20 protein-coding genes are annotated in these 19,588 nt (G+C 51.9%); 17 read left to right on the top strand and 3 right to left on the bottom strand.

Annotated elements, in window-relative coordinates; all coding sequences use genetic code 11:
* The first annotated feature begins 4 nt into the window (after nt 1-4).
* From rnpA to IPK30_05125, 5 genes are read left to right on the top strand one after another with little or no spacing between them, the layout of a single operon-like run.
* A complete protein-coding gene (gene rnpA / locus IPK30_05105; GenBank protein MBK8102660.1) occupies nt 5-463 on the top strand; it encodes a ribonuclease P protein component in 459 nt (152 codons plus the stop codon).
* The gene (yidD, locus tag IPK30_05110) at nt 460-714 is read left to right on the top strand and encodes a membrane protein insertion efficiency factor YidD (protein ID MBK8102661.1); all 255 of its coding nucleotides are present in this window, start codon (nt 460-462) and stop codon (nt 712-714) included. Before rnpA ends, yidD begins: the two co-directional genes overlap by 4 nt.
* Nucleotides 715-723: 9 nt before the next feature.
* Complete coding sequence (gene yidC, locus IPK30_05115) at nt 724-2,400, top strand: membrane protein insertase YidC (GenBank protein MBK8102662.1); 1,677 nt, start codon at nt 724-726, stop codon at nt 2,398-2,400.
* Nucleotides 2,397-3,749 (top strand): tRNA uridine-5-carboxymethylaminomethyl(34) synthesis GTPase MnmE, encoded by a 1,353-nt coding sequence (gene mnmE / locus IPK30_05120; protein ID MBK8102663.1) that lies wholly within the window; start codon nt 2,397-2,399, stop codon nt 3,747-3,749. The genes yidC and mnmE overlap by 4 nt, the downstream gene beginning before the upstream one ends.
* A gap of 12 nt (nt 3,750-3,761) precedes the next feature.
* Nucleotides 3,762-4,325: a DUF2939 domain-containing protein gene (locus IPK30_05125; protein MBK8102664.1), complete on the top strand. Its 564-nt coding sequence runs from the start codon at nt 3,762-3,764 to the stop codon at nt 4,323-4,325.
* Between the two features lie 62 nt (nt 4,326-4,387).
* Here IPK30_05125 and IPK30_05130 read toward each other — a convergent pair whose 3' ends face one another.
* Both IPK30_05130 and IPK30_05135 read right to left on the bottom strand, forming a co-directional pair.
* Nucleotides 4,388-7,891, bottom strand: a complete 3,504-nt coding sequence (locus IPK30_05130; protein ID MBK8102665.1) for an indolepyruvate ferredoxin oxidoreductase family protein — start codon at nt 7,889-7,891, stop codon at nt 4,388-4,390.
* A gap of 44 nt (nt 7,892-7,935) precedes the next feature.
* A complete protein-coding gene (locus IPK30_05135; GenBank protein MBK8102666.1) occupies nt 7,936-8,151 on the bottom strand; it encodes a hypothetical protein in 216 nt (71 codons plus the stop codon).
* Between the two features lie 169 nt (nt 8,152-8,320).
* Between IPK30_05135 and IPK30_05140 the strand changes: the two genes are divergently transcribed.
* Nucleotides 8,321-10,054 (top strand): adenylate/guanylate cyclase domain-containing protein, encoded by a 1,734-nt coding sequence (locus tag IPK30_05140; protein MBK8102667.1) that lies wholly within the window; start codon nt 8,321-8,323, stop codon nt 10,052-10,054.
* Nucleotides 10,055-10,076: 22 nt separating this feature from the next.
* Here IPK30_05140 and IPK30_05145 read toward each other — a convergent pair whose 3' ends face one another.
* Nucleotides 10,077-10,820 (bottom strand): enoyl-CoA hydratase/isomerase family protein, encoded by a 744-nt coding sequence (locus IPK30_05145; GenBank protein ID MBK8102668.1) that lies wholly within the window; start codon nt 10,818-10,820, stop codon nt 10,077-10,079.
* A 170-nt stretch (nt 10,821-10,990) separates the two neighbouring features.
* On the opposite strand from IPK30_05145, the gene IPK30_05150 reads away from it, so the two are divergent.
* From IPK30_05150 to IPK30_05200, 11 genes are all read left to right on the top strand, one after another.
* The gene (locus IPK30_05150; GenBank protein ID MBK8102669.1) at nt 10,991-12,124 is read left to right on the top strand and encodes a Re/Si-specific NAD(P)(+) transhydrogenase subunit alpha; all 1,134 of its coding nucleotides are present in this window, start codon (nt 10,991-10,993) and stop codon (nt 12,122-12,124) included.
* 19 nt (nt 12,125-12,143) lie between these two features.
* Nucleotides 12,144-12,443 (top strand): NAD(P) transhydrogenase subunit alpha, encoded by a 300-nt coding sequence (locus tag IPK30_05155; protein ID MBK8102670.1) that lies wholly within the window; start codon nt 12,144-12,146, stop codon nt 12,441-12,443.
* Nucleotides 12,444-12,455: 12 nt separating this feature from the next.
* Nucleotides 12,456-13,844 carry an NAD(P)(+) transhydrogenase (Re/Si-specific) subunit beta gene (locus tag IPK30_05160; GenBank protein ID MBK8102671.1) on the top strand — a complete coding sequence of 463 codons (1,389 nt, stop codon included), beginning with the start codon at nt 12,456-12,458 and terminating at the stop codon, nt 13,842-13,844.
* 118 nt (nt 13,845-13,962) lie between these two features.
* Entirely contained in the window at nt 13,963-14,559 is a 597-nt protein-coding gene (locus IPK30_05165; protein ID MBK8102672.1) for a hypothetical protein, read from the top strand.
* A 111-nt stretch (nt 14,560-14,670) separates the two neighbouring features.
* On the top strand, nt 14,671-15,240 hold the full coding sequence (locus IPK30_05170) for a hypothetical protein (protein ID MBK8102673.1): 570 nt from the start codon (nt 14,671-14,673) through the stop codon (nt 15,238-15,240).
* A gap of 67 nt (nt 15,241-15,307) precedes the next feature.
* Nucleotides 15,308-15,940: a hypothetical protein gene (locus IPK30_05175; protein ID MBK8102674.1), complete on the top strand. Its 633-nt coding sequence runs from the start codon at nt 15,308-15,310 to the stop codon at nt 15,938-15,940.
* Between the two features lie 10 nt (nt 15,941-15,950).
* Nucleotides 15,951-16,847: a HEAT repeat domain-containing protein gene (locus IPK30_05180; GenBank protein ID MBK8102675.1), complete on the top strand. Its 897-nt coding sequence runs from the start codon at nt 15,951-15,953 to the stop codon at nt 16,845-16,847.
* A 58-nt stretch (nt 16,848-16,905) separates the two neighbouring features.
* Entirely contained in the window at nt 16,906-17,649 is a 744-nt protein-coding gene (locus IPK30_05185; GenBank protein ID MBK8102676.1) for a sulfotransferase, read from the top strand.
* A gap of 5 nt (nt 17,650-17,654) precedes the next feature.
* Nucleotides 17,655-17,891: a hypothetical protein gene (locus IPK30_05190; protein ID MBK8102677.1), complete on the top strand. Its 237-nt coding sequence runs from the start codon at nt 17,655-17,657 to the stop codon at nt 17,889-17,891.
* A gap of 7 nt (nt 17,892-17,898) precedes the next feature.
* Entirely contained in the window at nt 17,899-18,897 is a 999-nt protein-coding gene (locus IPK30_05195) for a hypothetical protein (protein MBK8102678.1), read from the top strand.
* The gene (locus IPK30_05200) at nt 18,890-19,579 is read left to right on the top strand and encodes a sulfotransferase (GenBank protein ID MBK8102679.1); all 690 of its coding nucleotides are present in this window, start codon (nt 18,890-18,892) and stop codon (nt 19,577-19,579) included. Before IPK30_05195 ends, IPK30_05200 begins: the two co-directional genes overlap by 8 nt.
* Nucleotides 19,580-19,588 lie beyond the last annotated feature (9 nt).

Here is a 19,588-nt window from a genome sequence, read left to right on the forward strand (position 1 = left end):
CTGTGTGTCCACGACTGACGAGCCCGTTGCGCTAGCAGCGGGCGAACAAGCCCTACTTTCCCCTCTTACGCCATCCAGCCAGTGTTTTACGCGCCAACAGCGCTTGTTGTTGCCGCGTGAGTACAAAGCGGTTTTTGACGGCAATACACTCAAAGCTTCCCACGCCTCCCTGCTCTTGTTAGTGCGCATAACCGATGCCGCTGCACCAGCGCGCTTAGGCCTCGTCATCGCAAAAAAACATGTGCGCTTGGCGGTGCAGCGCAATCGCATCAAGCGCCAGCTACGCGAGAGTTTTCGCCACCATCAACACGAACTGAGTGGGTTGGATATCGTGGCTTTGGCCAGAGCGGGGCTGGGTAAGCTGGATAACGCACAGTTGCGTGCCACGATAGACACGCAGTGGCAGCGCCTGCTGAAACAGAAGCGTAAGCAAGCGCTAAATAGTAGCGAGCATCAGCCATGAAAAAGCCTGTGCTGGCGCTGTTGCGGTTTTACAGTGATGGCATCAGCCCACTGCTGCCACACCGCTGCCGCTTTCATCCCAGCTGCTCGCGTTACACCCACGAAGCCATAGACAAGCACGGCGTGTTGCGCGGCTCTTACCTTGGCGCGGCACGCATCCTAAAATGCCATCCTTGGCATCCGGGCGGGTTTGATCCCGTGCCGGAAGTAATGGCTAATTGCCAAACCTCTCATCAACCTCCCACGCAGTAGACCCAGACGATGGATTTCCAACGCCCTATTTTGATTGTCGCCATAGCCGCTGTTTCACTCATGCTCTTGGTGGAATGGAATAAATTTCAGCAAACGCAAAAACCTGCGCAGGCCAATGCTGAGCAAATAACGCCGGAAACCACCGCGCTCACCGACACACCCGCAATGCCGAGTAATAACGCGGATACACCTACAGCGCCTGACGCAGCAACTTCAAGCAATGCCGTTGTTGCCACAAAAACCGCAGAAAAAATTATCAATATTTACAGCAATAAATTGCATCAAAAAGTCGACACTGATGGCGGTGACCTCGTGATGGCGGCGCTGCGCAGTTATCCCGCCAAAATTAATGAGCCTGAACACCCGTTCGTGGTGTTGACGCGCACGAATACCAACACCTATATCGCGCAAAGTGGCTTGATTGGTGATAACGGTATCGACCAAGGTGCGCTGCGCCCGCGCTTTGTGGCGCAGCAGGCGCGCTACGACATGGCAGAAAATGCAGACAGTTTGGTGGTGGATTTGCAGCTTGCTGACAGTGCCGGTGCCAACATTATCAAACGCTACACCTTAAAGCGCGGTGAGCATCTGGTAGATGTTTCTTATCTGGTGAAAAACACCACGCCGCAGCCGTGGAGTGCGTATTTTTACGGTCAAATCAAACGCGATACACACGAGCCGGTGAGCTCGGGCGGCGGCATTGGCATCAGTCCATTTTTGGGTGGCGCTACTACTACAAGCGAGCAGCACTATTTGAAAATGAGTTTTGACGACATGGCAAAAACGCCGCTGAAAGAAAAAATTACCGGCGGTTGGATTGCAATGGTGCAGCATTATTTTGTCAGCGCGTGGATTCCTGCGGCAACGACAACCAACAGCTTCTACACCAAGCACGATGAAAAAAATAATCTGTATTTTCTCGGCTTCACCGGCCCGCGTGTAGAAATTGCATCGGGCAGTGAAGCCACATTGGGCGCACAATTTTATGTGGGACCGAAAGATGTCAAACGCTTGGAAAATCTCGCGCCTTATCTCGATCTCACCGTGGATTACGGCGTGCTGTGGTGGATCGCTAAACCGCTATTTTCGCTGACACATTGGATCCATTCTGTCGTCGGCAACTGGGGTCTGGCCATTATCGGCTTGACGCTGTGCGTGAAGTTGCTCTTTTTGTGGCCGTCAACGTTGAGTTATCGCTCGATGGCGGTGATGAAAAAACTCGCGCCGAAAATGCAGGAGATGAAAGAGAGCTACGGCGACAACCCGACCAAGTTGCGCGAAGAAATGTTCAAGATGTATCAAAAAGAAAAAGCCAACCCGATGTTGGGTTGCTTGCCGATGATTATTCAAACGCCGGTGTTTATCGCGCTGTACTGGTCGCTGATGGAAAGTGTCGATTTGCGGCAAGCGCCGTTTTACGGCTGGATTGTGGATTTGTCGGTGCAAGATCCTTATTTCGTGCTGCCGTTGTTGATGGGAGCTTCCATGTGGGTACAACAGAAGTTGAATCCGCCTGCTGCAGATCCTACGCAACAAAAAGTGTTTCAGCTGATGCCGATTATTTTCACCGGCATGTTTTTGTTTTTCCCCGCCGGTCTGGTGTTGTATATGTTGGTCAATAACTTGATCTCCATGACGCACCAATTCTGGATTTATAAATCCATGGAAAAAGCCAAAGCCAAATGACGGCGCTGGATCGCGACACCATCGCTGCCATTGCCACCGCCTCCGGCAAAGGTGGCATTGGTATCGTGAGGTTGTCTGGCGCAAAAGCGTTAACGATCGGTGAAGCAATCACTCAAAAAAAATTGCCACCGCGCACCACCGTATACAGTGTTTTTTCAGATGCCGATGGTGCGATAGACGAGGGCATCGCGCTGTATTTTGCCGCGCCCGCTTCGTTTACCGGTGAAGATGTGGTGGAACTACACGGCCACGGTGGCGCACAAGTGCTGAGCTTGTTGCTGCAAGCTTGTGTGCAACACGGCGCACGCATCGCTCGCGCAGGTGAGTTTTCTGAGCGCGCATTCCTCAATAACAAATTGGATCTGGTGCAGGCGGAAGCCATTGCCGATTTAATCGACGCAGGTTCTGCACAGGCGGCGCGCAATGCCGTACATTCGTTACAGGGCGAGTTTTCACGCGCGGTGCACACCGTGGTTGAACAGCTGCTGCATCTGCGCATGTATGTGGAAGCGGCGTTGGACTTTCCTGAAGAAGAAATCGATTTTCTCGCGGATAAAACCGTCTCTGTTCAGCTCGCGGCGATTGTTGCTGCTGTAGAAAGTGTGCTGCAAGCAGCCAAACAAGGCGCGGTGATCCGCGATGGCTTGCAAGTGGTGATTGCAGGCAAACCCAATGCGGGTAAATCCAGTTTGTTGAATGCGCTGGCGGGGCGTGATGCCGCCATCGTCACTGACATTGCTGGCACGACGCGCGATGTATTGCGCGAACACATCACTATCGACGCCTTGCCTCTGCACATTATCGACACAGCTGGTTTGCGCGATAGCAGTGATCCGGTGGAGCAAGAGGGTATTCGTCGCGCGTGGGCAGAAATTGAGCGCGCAGATTTGGTGTTGCTATTGGTGGACAGTAGCAACACCCCAGAAACGCAGCCAGATATTTTGTGGTGCGACATCACACCGCATGAGCGGCCTAGCGTGCCGACTTTGGTGGTGCAAAACAAAATTGATCGCAGTGGTTTGGTGGCTGGCGCAACAGAAAAAGTCGTGCGCTTATCAGCAAAAACCGGCGCGGGCATGCCCTTGTTGCGCGAGCGGCTGCAGCAAGTTGCTGGGCTGACAAACGCGGGTGAGGGGCGTTTCAGCGCTCGTGCGCGCCATGTTGATGCCCTGCAGCGCACCGATATTTTGCTACAACAAACACAGACGCATTTTCACGCCACTGGCGCGGGTGAATTGCTGGCAGAGGATTTGAAATTGGCGCAGCAGTATCTCGGTGAAATCACGGGCAATATCAGCAGTGACGAATTGCTGGGCAAAATTTTTGGCAGTTTTTGTATTGGCAAGTAAACGGAGAAAACCATGAAAAAAACATTAGCAGGAGCGGCTATTTTTTTAGTGGCGGCGTATGTGTTTGCGCTGCCGTATATCACGGTGCATCAAATTCGGCAGGCAGTTAAAGCGCGCGATAGCGTAGCCCTGTCGGAACACATCGACTTTCCCAGTGTGCGCCTGAGTTTGAAAGACCAGCTCAACGCCGCCTTGATGGGAAAAATACAAAGTGACGAAATGAAAGATAACCCGTTTGCGGCACTGGGCATGATGTTGGCCGGCCCTCTGGTCGACAAAATGCTGGAAGCCTATGTAACACCGGCAGGGATAGGGCAGTTGTTATCTGGTAAAAAACCCAGCATGAAGGGTGTGAAAAAAATACAGCAAGAAACGGCAGGCGCAGCAAACAATGTGCCGCCGACTGGCGAATCAGCTACAGAAGAAAAACCCTTGGCCGATGTGACGCTAGGCTATAAAACCGCTAGCCGTTTTGAAGTGGAAGATCAAAAAAAGGGTGTGCGTGTAGTGTTGCGCAGAGACGGCTTGTCGTGGAAAGTGAGCGACATCGTTTTCTCCGAGCTGCAGAACGAATAAAAGCCAGAAAGTAAAACGCCCTGCTTTGCAGGGCGTTAAGGGCAAAGCCGTTCGGCTATGGATCAACCGGCTTGCGCGAACTGCACCACTTGCGGTTGCACTGGGTTGTTAAACTCCGCCAACAGCTGTTGCTCTTTCACACGCACGCGCTCGATGTGCGCGTCTTTCACCACATCATAGCCGCGAATTTCTTCCGGCAACTTGGCGATTTTCACCGCCGTAGCAAAATTGTCCGCATTCAAGTTGGGCAGCAATACATCATTGATTAACTGTTCGTAATGCGTAATCAACTCGCGTTCCATTTTGCGGTGCGGGAAGTAGCCAAAAATATCGAAAGCCGTGCCGCGCAAGAATTTAAATTTCGCCAGTACCTCAAACGCTTTGAACATGCCTTCATTGAAGGTGGATTTTTTGTAACGGCCGGTGAGCGGGTCGCGGCGCGACAACAGCGGCGGTGCGAGATGGACTTCCAATTCAAAGTCGCCCTCGAATTGTTTCTCTAAGTTTTTGCGGAACTCGCCACTGGTGTACAAACGCGCCACTTCGTACTCGTCTTTGTAAGACAGTAATTTCGAGTAGTAAGTGGCAACAGCTCTGGACAATTCTTCGCTGCCGAATTTTTGTTTTTCTACCGCCGCAACTTTTTCTACTAGTGCTTTGTATTTTTCTGCCAGCGCAGCGTTTTGGTAACCGGAGAGATGTGTCATGCGATGCGCGATCAATTCTGGCAGAGTTTTGGGCTTCACTTCCAGTTCGCCCATCATTTGTGGACGCGCGGCCTCCAACACTTTATTCATGTCGTGTGCCGCCATGCGTCCCCATTGGAAGGTGCGCTTGTTCATTTCCACCGACACACCGTTCATTTCGATAGCGTGCATGATGGAGTCCAGCGACAGCGGGATGAAACCCTTCTGCCATGCAAAACCGACTTGGAACAAGTTGGAGGCAATCGCATCGCCAAACAAAGCGGTGGCGAGTTGCGCAGCGGGAATCACGAAAGTGTGTTCAGTTCCCGCGTTGTTTTGCAACGCTTTTTCCATCGTGGAGCTGGATAAATCCAAGTTCGGATTGGAAGCAAACTCACTGGTCGGCGCAACAAAACTGTTGACCACCAGATTGGTACGACCTTTCTGAATTTTGGAAACCGCTTCCATACCAGCGGTGACGACGATGTCGCAACCCAGAATCAAATCTGCGCGCTGTGTCGCAATACGCACTGCGTGCAAATCTTCTGGTGTTTTGCCGATACGAATGTGGCTGGTGACAGGGCCGTTTTTCTGCGACAGGCCGACCACATCCAAGCAAGACACGCCTTTGCCTTCCAGATGCGAAGCCATGCCGAGTAGTGCGCCGATGGTGACGACTCCCGTGCCGCCGATGCCAGTGATCAAAATGTTAGCAGGCTGCGTCAAACTCGGCAGTGTCGGTTGCGGAATGTGTGCAAACAAATCCGCTTCCAATTGCGCGGTGGCTGCGCCTTTTTTCATTTTGCGCGGTTTGCCGCGATGCACGGTGACAAAGCTTGGGCACATACCTTTCGGGCAGGAGTAATCCTTGTTGCACGATGATTGATTGATACGGCGTTTGCGACCGAAATCAGTTTCAATCGGTTCGATGGCGATACAGTTGGATTGCACGGAGCAGTCGCCGCAACCTTCGCACACCAATTCGTTGATGAAAATTCTTTTATCGGGATCGGGGAATTTTCCGCGTTTGCGTAGGCGGCGTTTTTCGGTCGCGCAGGTTTGATCGTAAATAATGACGGTGGTGCCAGCGATTTCACGCAATTCGCGCTGTACGGCATCGAGATCGTCGCGGTGATAAAACTCGGTGTGCGGTGGAAATTTGCTGCGGTCGTGTTTTTCAATATCGTCAGACACCAGCACCACTTTTTTCGCACCTTCCGAAGTCACTTGGTGCGCCACTTCTGGCGCGGTGATTTCGCCTTCCAGATGCGAGCCTTCGATCGGCTGGCCGCCCGTCATAGCAATTGCGCCATTCAACAAAATTTTGAAAGTGATATTCACTTTCGCCGCAACAGTGGCGCGAATCGCGAGCAAACCGGAGTGGAAATAAGTGCCATCGCCCAGGTTTTGGAAAATGTGATTGGTGTTGGTGAACGGCGCTTGGCCAATCCATGGCGCGCCTTCGCCGCCCATCTGGAACAGCGATTTGGTTTTGCGCTCTGGCAACCACACTGCCATGCCGTGACAGCCGATGCCGCCCATCGCAATCGAACCTTCTGGCACATTGGTTGAGGTGTTGTGCGGGCAGCCAGAACAGAAGCTCGGCATACGCATCAAATTGGTCGCGCCACTCGCTGCAATCACACCACAAGCATTGGGTTTCAAATAGGTTTCGATTTGTTCGTCGGCGACGCGTTTTAGTAAACGATCGCCAATAATGCGCGCCACGGTGGCCGCATCCAATTCGCCTTCGGAAGGTACTAGTGGTGTGCCGACTTCATCAAACTTGCCCACCAAAACCGGACGCTTTTCTGCGGGCAAATTGAACAAAATTTTAGCGATTTGATCTTCCATGAACGCGCGTTTTTCTTCGATCACTAGCAGCTCGTCGCAGCCATCCGCGAAGGCGCGCAAGCCTTCCGGCTCCATCGGCCAAGTCATCGCCACTTTGTAAATGGCAATGCCGAGTTGTTCGGCGCGCGCTTCGTCCACACCCAGTTCTTCCAGCGCATCGCGCACATCAAGATACGATTTACCGGTGGTGACAATGCCGATTTTTTTGTTCTTGCCGCCCATCACCACTTTGTCGAGTTGATTGGCGCGCGCAAATGCCTGTGCCGCGAGTAGGCGTTGTTGAAACTGACGCTTCTCTGCCATCAGTGGCATCACGCCAAACGCGCTGCTCAGTGAGCCGGGTTCAACTGTAAAATCTTCAGGAATTTTAATTTCTACACGGTGTGGGTCTACATAAATTGATGCAGAGGATTCCACCGTATCCGTCACGCAAATAAAACCAATCCAGCAGCCGGAATAGCGCGACATGGCAAAGCCGTACAAACCAAAATCCAAATAATCCTGCACGGTGGCGGGATTCAATACCGGCATAGAAAAATGTAAAAAAGCGTGTTCGGATTGATGCGCAATCGTAGAAGATTTCGCGCCGTGATCGTCGCCCGCCAAACACAACACGCCGCCGTGTTGTGAAGAGCCGGAGTAGGAGCCGTGTTTGATGGCATCGCCTGAGCGATCCACGCCCGGCCCTTTGCCGTACCAAATGCCGAAAACACCGTCGTATTTCGCGCCGTCGATCAAGTTCACTTGCTGTGAGCCCCACACGGAAGTGGCGGCCAAATCTTCGTTCACACCTGGCTCAAAATGGATGTGATGCGCTTCCAAATGTTTTTTTGCGTTCCACAATTGCAAATCGTAAATGCCCAGCGGACTGCCGCGATAACCGGAAATAAAACCGGCCGTGTTCAAGCCCGCTTTCTCATCGCGCAGACGCTGCATGATGGGTAGGCGCACCAAGGCTTGCGAGCCAGTGATGAAGATGCGGCCAGATTCGAGGGGGTACTTATCGTCGAGGGAAACGTCTTGCATGAGCGATCTCAGGGCGGGAAAAACAAGGGGTGAAATTGTAGCCGTTATTTGAAGGTCAAAACGATGCCTAACCCAAATGTCACCACGGCGCAGACAGCGTATATCGCGAAGGTCAGCCAATACATGACAGGCGCATTGTCGCGTGAATAGAGGCGGATGCGCCCCCACCAACCTTGAGCTTTAATTTCGCCTTGCTTTAAGCCATCAACGATCAGCCAAGTAAAGACAAGAAATAAGACTAAAAAGAATGCAGAGTACATGCGTTAGATATCTCCGTGGTTTTGCTCCGCACGCAGCAGCTCCACTGCGCGTTGCTCGTGGGAGTGCGGTGGAATTGTAGCCGTAAGGTGCACAGTTTAAAGGAGCGGTGCCGTAATCGATCGATGCCGGTCTACAATGTTGGTGCAAATGGCACAGGAGTGTAGCGGCATGGGTTTCATCAGGAATTCTATCGGCCTGAAAATATTTTCGGTGGCGAGCCTGATCGTGTTCCTGATGGTGGGCATCACGGTTATGAATTTGCGCGTGCAGGCACAAGTCAGTCACGCGCTGGAGCAGGTAGCTGACCGCTACATTGCGGCTTATGGCGGCATGGCAGATGCCAATGTGCGCTCGATGGAGCAGGCGCTGTACCTGCGCCGGTTGGTCATCGCAAAAATTTTGCTGCACGACGATGCTATCGCTCAGACCACAGCGGACGACATTGTGCTGAATGGCCGCCTATTCGACGAAACTGTTGCTAATATTCGTACAGAACTCAATCTGGTGGATACGCGGCAAGATGTTTTTGCTGATGCCACAACCCTAGCCCGCATCGACGAGAAGTTGGCGCTGGCGCAGGAGCAGCAGCGGCGCTACGAAGAAGATATTGCAAGGCTGCAAAAACAAGTTTTTAGCAATGATGTTGCAGAGTTGCAGCAGGCGCTGCCGGAGCTTGGTGATTGGCGCAGGGATTTCAACACCCATATGGGGGAGACGCGTCAGTTGATGCTGGAGGCCACCCGCAACGCGGCAGACAATGCGATTCAATTGCAGCAGAGCGCCACGCGTATCAGTGTTATAGCTGTGTTGCTTGCCTCGCTGTTGGCACTGGCGGTGGCCGCTTGGATCACCCATAGCTTAGTGCGCCAAGTGCGTGTGCTGTTGCAGGGCACGCAATCGGTTATCAACGGCCAGTTGGATGTGGCTCTGCCGGTGACCACCAGCGACGAGATAGGCCATCTCACACACAGCTTCAACACTATGACCGAAGGTTTGCGCGTGGGTAACCGTGTGCGGGATATTTTTGGTAAGTATGTTGATCCGCGCATTGTCGAAGATTTGATCGAAAAGCCGCAGCTGATGAGCAGTGAGGGCGAGCGCCAGATCATGACTGTGCTGTTCTGTGACATGCAGGACTTCACGCGCCTGAGCGAGACGCTGACACCGGCGGCACTGGTCAAGTTGCTCAACCGCTATTTCACGCTGATTTCTGAGGCGATCCATGAAAATGGCGGCGTGATCGATAAGTTTATTGGCGATGCCGTTATGGCCTATTGGGGGCGGCCGTTCAACGCGGAGCACGAGCAGGTGCAGCGGGCGCTGGGCGCCATGTTGACCATGCGCGAAAAAACGCAGCAGTTGCAAAATGAATTACCGCAGTTGCTGGGTTTTCGCACTAACTTGCCGCAGATCGGTGTGCGCGCTGGTATCGCGACGGGCGAGGCGATAGTCGGCAATATCGGTTCCGACCGCACGAAAAATTTCACCGTCATCGGCGATACAGTGAACTTGGCATCACGGCTGGAAGGTGTCAACAAGCTGTACGGCACCTCATTGTTATTGACGGAAGAGGCGGCGGTGATGGCCGGTGAGTTGTTTGTACTGCGCGAAGTGGACACCGTTGTGGTTTCTGGCAAGACCGAGGCGAAAAAAGTATTCACTTTGGTCGGGCGCAAAGGGACGCTGCCGGATACCAGCATTCGCCTGTTGCAGCACTATGCACAGGGGTTGGCGGCCTATCGCGCGGCAGACTGGTCGGCAGCGCGCGAACAGTTCCAGACCTGCTTACAAATCAATTCACTGGACGAGCCGTCGGCCGTCATGCTGGAGCGGCTGAACCAGTTTGCCAGTCAACCGCCGTCGGCGGATTGGCAGGGCGTGTGGTTGGTCGCACAAAAGTGAAACGGCGAGCACAGCGCAGGGTTTAACCGCGCTGCTGTTCTTCACGCAGCAACTCCACCGCGCGCTGCTCGTGGGCAAAAGCCTCTTCCAGTGACACCGAAGCGCCGTAGTGCAGGGCGCGCTTGGCGTACTTCTGCGTGACAGCGCTGCACTCGGCGCACTGCAAGGCCAGCTCGCGCGCCTTGGTCATCAACTTATCCGCAGGCACCACATAGTTCACCAAGCCCATGTCGGCCGCTTCGCGGGCAGTGACGGTGCGGGCGGTCATCAGCAGCTCTTGTGCCTTGGCCATGCCGACGATCTTGGGTAGCAAGTGAGTGCTTCCTAACCCAGGCATTATGCCCAGCTTGGTGAAGTTGAGAGACAGTTTGGCGTGATCTGCCGCTACGCGCATGTCCAGCGGCAGGATCATGGTCATGCCGATGCCGATGGCGTGACCGTTGAGCGCGGCGATGGTCGGCTTGGGAAAGTTCGCCAGCTCCAGCGGGTAGGAGCGAATCAAGGCTTCTTCACCAATCAACCGCGTACCTGCTGGCAGGGGGTTTTGTAGATACACGCGATCCGCGCCCGCGCAGAAACCGCGCTCGCCCGCGCCGGTCAGAATCACCGCGCGCACACTGTCGTCTTTTTCGGCCGTGCGGAAGGCTGCGACGATCTCGTCGCCCATGTCGGGCGTGTAGGCGTTGAGCACTTCGGGGCGATTCAGGGTAATGGTGGCGATGTGTTCATCGACGCTGTAGTGAATTTGCTGATAGTGCATGGTCATGGGCAGCTGCGAAGGGTTGGGATTTGTCGGTCATCATACTGTAAAAAAACTACAAAAATAGTTTGCGAATCAAGCAACTAGCGCAGGCGTTTTCGGTTTTCCTGTTGGAGCTATCAGGGCTTTTTGTGTATCCTCGCCGCCTTTCAGCAGCAGCATACAGGGAGAGCCCTATGCGGATTGGCGTTATCAAAGAAACTGCAGCCGGTGAAAATCGCGTTGCACTCACGCCGGAAACGGCCAAGAAATTTACCGGCCTCGGCTACGAGGTGGTGGTGCAGAGCGGTGCAGGTGTTGCATCGAGCTGCCCAGATGCGCAGTACACCGCTGCGGGCGCGAGCGTTGCCTCCTCTGCTGCGGATGCGCTGAAAGATGCCGACATTGTTTTAAAAGTGATTGCGCCGACGGCGGATGAAGCGGACTTGATGAAATCGGGCGCGATTGTGTTGGCCGCTTTTGCGCCGCACGCTAACGATAACCTCGACACTTACGCAGCCAAAGGGCTGACTTGTGTGGCGATGGAATTGATTCCGCGTATCACGCGCGCGCAGAGTTCTGACATTCTCTCTTCGCAAGCGAATGTCGCCGGTTACAAAGCGGTGTTGATGGCAGCGAACGAATACCAGCGCATGTTCCCAATGTTGATGACCGCCGCTGGCACGGTAAAACCCGCGCGCGTGGTGGTGCTCGGTGTGGGTGTTGCCGGTTTGCAAGCGATTGCGACCGCCAAGCGTTTGGGTGCGGTGGTGGAAGCCTCGGATATGCGTCCTGCTGCAAAAGAGCAAGTGGAATCGTTGGGCGGTAAATGGCTGGATGTGCCGATGAGCGATGAAGAAAAAGCCAAAGCACTCGGCACCGGCGGTTACGCGTGGGTACCTTCGCCCGAGTATGTGCGCGATCAAGCAGTGATCGTGGATAAAGCAGTGAGCAATGCCGATATCGTGATCACTACCGCACAAATTCCCGGCCGCAAAGCGCCCGTGTTAGTAAAAGCTGACACTGTGGCGAAAATGAAACCCGGCTCCGTGTTAGTGGATATGGCAGCGTCTACCGGCGGCAATGTTGAAGGCTCGGAAGCGGGCAAAACCGTAACGACAAACAACGGCGTAAAAATTATTGGCGAAACCAATATTCCTGCGCTTGTCGCGGCAGAAACTTCTGCTTTGTATGCGCGCAACATGGTGAATTTTTTAGAGCCGATGCACGACAAAGAAAGCAAAACGCTGAAGCTGAATCGTGAAGATGAAATGGTGAAGCCGACGATTATTGTCGATGGCGGCCAAGTCATTTACAAAAAACCAAACTAATTTTCGCGCGGAGAAATACATCATGGAAATCATCACCATTTTCGTGCTGGCAATTTTTGTCGGCTACTATGTTGTGTGGGGTGTCACGCCCGCGCTGCACACGCCGCTGATGGCAGTAACCAATGCGCTGTCCGGCATCATCGTGGTCGGCGCTATGTTGCAAGCGGTTTATATCCCAGCAGCAGATGGCAGTTTGCAAGCCATCACGCCTACCAGCGTACTCGGCGCACTCGCCGTATTTTTTGCCAGCATCAATATTTTCGGTGGCTTTGCAGTCACGGAAAGAATGCTGGACATGTTCCGCAAGAAAAAGAAATAAGAGGCTGTCATCATGGAAAACATTGCTCAATACGCTAGCTGGGCTTATTTGATCGGCGCCGTTTTATTTATTTTGACACTGCGCGGTTTGTCATCGCCGGCTTCTGCCATCATGGGCAATCGCTACGGCATGATCGGCATGGCACTGGCCGTGCTCGCGACATTTTTTATCGCGCCCAATCCCAATATTGGTTTGATTGTAGCGGCGATGATTGGTGGTGCAGCGATTGGCATTTTTCGTGCGCGCACCGTGCCAATGACACAAATGCCAGAAACGGTAGCGATGATGCACTCGCTGGTCGGTTTGGCAGCGGTGTTGATTGCTGTGGCGGCTGTGCTGCATCACGGTGAATCGCATTCCATGTTGTCGCGCTTTGAATTGTTTGTTGGTTGTTTTATTGGTGCGATCACGTTTAGCGCCTCTGTTTTTGCTTTCGGTAAATTGGCAGCAAAAAAATGGGCAAAATCTTTGCACGGCAGTTGGGTAAAAGTGGTGCAAGCTATTCTGGCTATCGTGATGTTAGTCAGCGGTGTGCATTATTTTGTTACCGAAAACATGATGTCTTTTTGGATGATGACCGGCACAGCGATTGTGTTGGGTTATTTCTGGATTGCGCCCATCGGCGGCGGTGATATGCCGGTGGTGGTGTCGCTGCTCAACTCATTCTCTGGCTGGGCGGCAGCGGGTATTGGTTTCACACTCGGCAACGCGATGCTGATTATTGCGGGCTCCTTGGTGGGTTCGTCGGGTGCCATTCTGTCGTATGTGATGTGTCGCGCCATGAACCGCTCGCTGTTTAATGTGCTGTTTGGCGGTTTTGGTGCTGCCGCTGCTGGTGCCGCTGCTGCTGATGGCAAAGAGAAAAACTACAAGTCTGGTTCTGCTGATGATGCTGCGTTCATGATGGGTAATGCCGATAGCGTGGTAATTGTTCCTGGCTATGGTCTTGCACAGGCGCGCGCGCAAAACGCGGTAAAAGAATTGGCAGAAGCACTGAAAGAAAAAGGCGTGACCGTGCGCTATGCGATCCACCCCGTTGCCGGCCGTATGCCTGGCCACATGAATGTGTTGCTGGCAGAAGCGGATGTGCCTTACGAAGATGTCAAAGAGATGGACGAAATCAACAGCGACTTCCCCTCCACGGATGTGGTGTTGGTGATCGGTGCGAACGATGTGGTGAATCCCGCCGCGAAAACCGATCCAACTTCACCGATTTTCGGCATGCCAATTTTGGAAGCCAACCGCGCACGCACCGTGATGGTGATCAAGCGTTCAATGGCGGTCGGTTATGCTGGTCTGGACAATGACCTGTTCTATCTCGACAAAACCATGATGATTTTTGGCGATGCCAAAAAAGTGGTAGAGGACATGGTGAAATCCCTCACCGGCAGCGGGCATTGATGGCTGTCATGGAAAACAAAAAAACCCGCTCGGCGGGTGTTTTTTATGGTTTTTTTTTGGGGGGGGGGGGTATAATCTTGCAGCTGTACCCATTTTAATTCTGCGCAAGGAGATTGCCATGAACATTAAACACACACTTGCCGTTGCTGTGCTGACGCTATTTTCCACAGCCACTCTGGCTGCGCCCCCCTACCATATCAACGGCACGCCCGTCGTCGGTACTGCCACCTTTGCCTCCTCCGGCACTTGTAAGGTACCCATGAAAAAATTTGCTGGTGCGCAATATGGCTCTATTTATGATTCTGGCAATAATTCTGTTGGCACAGGCGTGATTGATGCGACAGGCTCCGTTATTTTGGCGTTTGGAGCGGGAGGTATGCAGAGTTACATGAAATACTTCATCGACAATAACGCACCACAAAAAGTGGATATAAAAATGAGAGCCAGCTTTATGGACACCACGAATGTAGCGGGCTATGTAATGGCGCAGTCAGGTTGCACAATGATGAGTTGGTGGACGCAGCCCAGTTCGTTTTTCCAAGTAAAACAAGATCTGGCCAAAGGCACGATGGATATTGCCATGAAACAGTCGTTCATTGGTGACATACAACCGGATCTCAATCATTGCACGAGTGTTAATAATGTAGTCAAATGCAACAAGTCGCTACAATTCAAAGGCAGTATGAGCTTCAAAGGAAGAGCGCTCATCCCCTAATTAAGGCCGTTGTTAAAAACCCGCTGCGGCGGGTTTTTTTATGCGTCGCGTTTGCGCGCAGAAAACTGGTGCTAGTATGAACAGCAGCGACACATTTCGCGGAGGTTTACGATGTTGAAGCAAACGATTTCTGTCGGTTTTTCTGCGTTGTTGTTTGCCGTTGCAGCGCAAGCCGCCACGCCGCCCTACCATGTGAACGACGGCTACTACGGCAGTGTGACTATCAAAGCCAGCGGCAGTTGTGGCTTCAAGCCCGTGACTTACAAAAAAGCGTGGTTTGGTGAAGTATTTGACAGCACCGACACCTCACAAGGCACGGGCATCATCACCGCCAGCGGCGAGCTGCTGGTGTTGGAAGAAGACTACGCGCCGATTCGCTACAGCAACAACAGCGCAACAGGCTTGGGCAAAGACATCAGCTACACCAATATGGTGGGTGCAGAGTTGGTGGCCTTTGTGCAGGATTTCTCCGGCTGTAACATTTGGAGCATCGTGCCCAACGCCAATTCGCGCGCCACCATCAAGTGGGATATGTTCGCCAACAAAGACCGTTTGAATTTGCGCGCCAATTTCAAAGGTTTTGAGTCCGAAGTGTGCAGCGGCCCACCGAGCAACCAGCAGTGCCGTGCCGACAGTTTTTCCGGCTCTATCGTATTTAGCGGCAATCGCGCCATGCCGTAAGCTGACAGCTTGGGGCGGTATCGCATATAGTGCGTCTCTGTTTTTTTCAGCTTGATTGAGGTTCATCGTGAAAATCTTTCCTGCCTTTATCGCCACTACGGCTGCGTTTGTCTCTATGCAAGCGGCAGCTGCTTCCTACGGCATCGACAGCAGCCAGCCTTACTACAAAGGCGCGTCCACTGCAGAAACAGTCGGCAGTTGCACCATCTACAAATCCTATCGCGAAGCGTGGTGGGGACAGGTGAAAGACCCCAGTGGTGCCAACATTGGCGAAGGCTTGATTGCCAAAAAAGGCACAACAGGGTCGGAGTATGTGTTGGTTGCTCTGTTGCAGAGCACATTCTATTTGGGTGGACAGAGCAACAGCGTGAGCGGCAAGTTGCGCACCGTGAGCTTTGTGGACATGAGCAACGCCGGTACGGCCAGTGCGCTGCAAGCTTTGGCGACCAACCCTTCTTGCACAATAGACTGGATGCAAGCCAGCCCGCTGGCCAGAATCACCTACACCAAAACACCGATCAAGCCCGCTACCTTCACAGAGACATTCACTTTGTTGTACCCCTTCGGCGGTGCGAGCAATCCTGTTTCAAGCACGGTGGGTAACTTGACGACGGACACCACCAAAAAATTCAACGGCAAAATCAATTTTGTTGGCAAGAAACCGGCATCGACGGTGACGCCGCCCGTACCTAGCCTTTAAGGAGATTTTTATGCGTTCACTGCCACAAATAGCTGTTCTCGCCGCTGCCATTGCTTTACTGCCCGCTTGCGGCAAAAACGAGGAAACACCAGCGGCAAAAGCCAACACCAGCGCTGCGGCACAACAGCAGGCCGCCGATCCGTTTCAACGCAACGGCGAGTTGTTGTCTATTAATGTGGACACCATGCCGCGCGCCGCATTCGTCGCGAAATTATCGGAATTGACCGGCGCAAAAATTACCGTAGAAGGCGATAACAACCAAACCGTGACCCTGCATATTGCCGATGGCAGTTTGCGCAAAGTGCTCAGCATGGCGATGGCCGATGTGCCGTACACCATCAGCATGCAGTTCGCGAATTTACAAGACAGTTTTCCTGTCAGCGTGAGTGTTACGCGCTACAACACCGCCGCTGCAGCACCGCAAGCAGCAAATGCCGCACAACAGCTGCCGGCTGGCTTGGTGCCGTCACTGCCATCGGGCGCGCAACCCGTTGCGGCTGCAGCAGAAAGCGATGAGCCAGAGCTGGCCAGTATGTCACCCGACGAGCAGCTCAAATATTTTTTATCGAAAGATAAAGATGATCAGGTCTCGATGATTTTTGATATGGAGCCGACCAAATCCGATATCGCGCTGATGAATAAATTGATTACGCGTGAAGATGTAACGGGCGAAGTGAAACAGGAAATGCTCGACAGCTTGTCCACGGCCGATTACGAAGACGCGGGTGCCACCATCAAATTGGCGCTGGATGAAAAAGACCCTGAAGTGGTCGCCAAAGCGGCGGAAGTGTTGTCGGGTGTCGGTTCCGCTACCGACATTGCTGCGCTGAAAAAAGTATTGGAAAAAACCGATAACGAAGATGTGCGCACCGCAGTCAATGATGCGATTGAGACGCTGGAGCCGTAAGCGTGCCGCAAAAAAATTGCTACTCACGCCCTTATTTAGAATTTAGAACGAAGAAAATATGAAAAAAATTATCCTTCTTGCATCGGAGCGTTCTGGAACCAATCTTTTGAGAACGCTGTTGGGTAATCATCCCAACATTGATGCTCCCGTTGCACCGCATTTTTTGGATGCCTTTAGTGATTCTATTGGGCTGTATGGTGATTTGAAAAAAAAGGAAAATGCAGCAAGGCTGCTGGGGCATATGATTAAGCTAGCCAACCATTCTTACCATAACTGGAATCTAAAAACGGACGCCTCGGAATTGTGTGAAAGATACGGCGTAAACTCGCTAGCCTCCGCCTTTGATGCTGTGTACAGCGAAAGAGCAAAACTGGAAGGCAAAGACAATTATGCGTGTAAAGATAACTACATGTTTCACTATGTGTCTTTGCTGGAGCGCCTGCCGGATGCGACGGATATTCGCTACATCTACCTTTATCGTGATCCGCGTGACAATGTTGTTTCATGGATGAAGCGCCCGCTGTATATGCACACGCCGTATGAAATGGCCAAAAAATGGAATGCAGAGCAGCGCACAATTTTGGATCTTGTGAACAAAGTCGGTATCAATGCACATTTTCTCAAGTATGAAAACCTTATCGCTAATCCAGCGCAAGAGATGACGCGCGTTTTGGAGTTTATTGGTGTGTCGGCAGATGAGAAGTGTTTCCAAACGGATGAAAACAATAAGGAGTCTAAACGCAATGAGTATTGGGAGAACTTGTCCAAACCCATCATGAGTGATAACTCAAAAAATACTTGAAAGAGATGAGCGCCAAGGATTTGCTGGTGGTTGAAAGTGTGTGTGCAGAGCCAATGAAGGTGCTTGGGTATCAGCCAGAAACAGCGGCTAACTGGAAGAAGAAAAAAGACCTTTTATTCAAGCCGCACCAAAAAGTCCGCATCTTCTTATCCAAGAAAAAAAACAAGGATCACCTGTTTAAAACAATGGCCGATATGCAGGACAAGATCGACATGATCAACAAAATTAAACAAGACTTATAAGCCTGTGATGGCGACGACCCAAAAATCTGCGGTGGGCGGGTATTTTGAGTGGGAGCTAAGAGAGGGGTGTGCCTTCCATGAGGAGAAATTGGCACTTAACAGCGGCAGGAATGCGCTGAAATATATTTTGCAGGCGCGGCGCCATACAAAACTATTCTTGCCGAAATATTTGTGCGAAGCCGTTATGCAGCCCGTCTTAGAATTAAAAATCCCGCATAGCTTTTATGCGATTGATGAGAGCCTTGAGCCAGTTGGATTAGATGATGGCGATACAGACAGTACCGTGTTGTACATCAATTATTTTGGCCTAAAAGGTCGTGCGGTTCATTCCCTAGCAAAAAATACAAAAAACTTAATAGTGGACAATACACAGGCATTTTTTTCTTTAGCGCCTCATCGTGTGCCGACGTTCTATTCGGCGCGAAAGTTTTTTGGTGTGCCGGATGGTGCTTATGTCAGCGGATGTGATCTTGTTGCAGCCGACCTGGAGACGGATCAATCGTATGAGCGTTGCGCGCATTTGCTGAAGCGCTTGGATTTGGATGCAGAAGCGGGGTTTTCTGCGTATCAAAAAAACGAAGAAGCAATTGCCATGCTGCCTATGCGTAAAATGTCACGCCTCACCAGCAGCATTTTGTCGGCTATTAACTATGTAGAAGTAGCCGATAGACGGCGAAAAAACTATAAGGCATTACACGCGTTATTAAGTAAGCATAACCGCGCAATATTTGCAGACGTAGATTTTACAGACATAGATAATGATTGTGTGCCTATGGTCTATCCATTTCTTTGTGACAGGCCATCCGTAAGGGCGGTGTTGCTGCGTAATAGGGTTTATTGCGCGCAGCTTTGGCCTAATGTGCTAACAGATTTATCGGATCAACCCGATAGTGTTGAGTATCAAATGGCGGCTAATATTATTCCGCTACCCGTAGATCAACGTTACGACGAAAAACAAATGGATGTTATTGCGTCAATCATTATTGGGGCGTTGAACAATGGATGAGGGGCGCTCGGAACAATTTGCGCGTAACGATCAGTTGATGGAAGCGCTGACTGAGCTAAATACTATGCTGGCAGGGATGGAACGCCCGTCTGTTGAAGGGCTTCAGCGCCCTATCGTATTTATTGTCGGCTGCCCGCGCAGCGGCACAACACTGATGATGCAATGGTTGGCGGCGCTGGGCGTGTTTGCCTACCCGAGTAACTTGATTGCGCGCTTTTATGCCAACCCCTATGTGGGCGTGCGCGTTCAGCAAGCGCTTCACACATACGACAGTAAAAAACAAATTTTTCCAGAAGTGAATGCGGCCGGAGATTTTAGTTCTAATTACGGCCATACCAGCGGTGCGCTAGCGCCCAGTGAGTATTGGTATTTTTGGCGACGCTTCTTTCATTTTGGAGAAATTCAATATTTACATGCGTTTAATGGTGGATCGCACGATACGCTGGGCTTTGTCAAAGAGTTGGCGTTAATGGAAAAAGCCTTTGATAAGCCGCTGCTTATGAAGGCAATGATACTTAACTGGAATTTACCAGAGCTATATAACTTGTTTTCTAAATGCTTGTTTATTGATGTGAGTCGCACACCAGCAGACAATGCTGAGTCTTTATATTTTGCGCGCCAATCTTTTTTAAGGATGTTTCCAAGTGGTTTTCATTTAAGCCGCCGGAATATACGCGATTAAAAATCTGTC

It is taken from the genome of Cellvibrionales bacterium, from assembly GCA_016713115.1.
GTDB lineage: Bacteria > Pseudomonadota > Gammaproteobacteria > Pseudomonadales > UBA7239 > UBA7239.

Bases quoted from the DNA above. Each gene is read 5' to 3' on its own strand.
- IPK30_05145 (MBK8102668.1), bottom strand. From the start codon at position 10,820: ATGACCATGCACTATCAGCAAATTCACTACAGCGTCGATGAACACATC.
- yidD (MBK8102661.1), top strand. From the start codon at position 460: ATGAAAAAGCCTGTGCTGGCGCTGTTGCGGTTTTACAGTGATGGCATC.
- IPK30_05170 (MBK8102673.1), top strand. From the start codon at position 14,671: ATGTTGAAGCAAACGATTTCTGTCGGTTTTTCTGCGTTGTTGTTTGCC.
- IPK30_05195 (MBK8102678.1), top strand. From the start codon at position 17,899: ATGGCGACGACCCAAAAATCTGCGGTGGGCGGGTATTTTGAGTGGGAG.
- IPK30_05180 (MBK8102675.1), top strand. From the start codon at position 15,951: ATGCGTTCACTGCCACAAATAGCTGTTCTCGCCGCTGCCATTGCTTTA.
- IPK30_05160 (MBK8102671.1), top strand. From the start codon at position 12,456: ATGGAAAACATTGCTCAATACGCTAGCTGGGCTTATTTGATCGGCGCC.
- IPK30_05190 (MBK8102677.1), top strand. From the start codon at position 17,655: ATGAGCGCCAAGGATTTGCTGGTGGTTGAAAGTGTGTGTGCAGAGCCA.
- IPK30_05130 (MBK8102665.1), bottom strand. From the start codon at position 7,891: ATGCAAGACGTTTCCCTCGACGATAAGTACCCCCTCGAATCTGGCCGC.
- mnmE (MBK8102663.1), top strand. From the start codon at position 2,397: ATGACGGCGCTGGATCGCGACACCATCGCTGCCATTGCCACCGCCTCC.
- IPK30_05185 (MBK8102676.1), top strand. From the start codon at position 16,906: ATGAAAAAAATTATCCTTCTTGCATCGGAGCGTTCTGGAACCAATCTT.
- yidC (MBK8102662.1), top strand. From the start codon at position 724: ATGGATTTCCAACGCCCTATTTTGATTGTCGCCATAGCCGCTGTTTCA.
- IPK30_05125 (MBK8102664.1), top strand. From the start codon at position 3,762: ATGAAAAAAACATTAGCAGGAGCGGCTATTTTTTTAGTGGCGGCGTAT.
- IPK30_05150 (MBK8102669.1), top strand. From the start codon at position 10,991: ATGCGGATTGGCGTTATCAAAGAAACTGCAGCCGGTGAAAATCGCGTT.
- IPK30_05165 (MBK8102672.1), top strand. From the start codon at position 13,963: ATGAACATTAAACACACACTTGCCGTTGCTGTGCTGACGCTATTTTCC.
- IPK30_05140 (MBK8102667.1), top strand. From the start codon at position 8,321: ATGGGTTTCATCAGGAATTCTATCGGCCTGAAAATATTTTCGGTGGCG.
- IPK30_05135 (MBK8102666.1), bottom strand. From the start codon at position 8,151: ATGTACTCTGCATTCTTTTTAGTCTTATTTCTTGTCTTTACTTGGCTG.
- IPK30_05200 (MBK8102679.1), top strand. From the start codon at position 18,890: ATGGATGAGGGGCGCTCGGAACAATTTGCGCGTAACGATCAGTTGATG.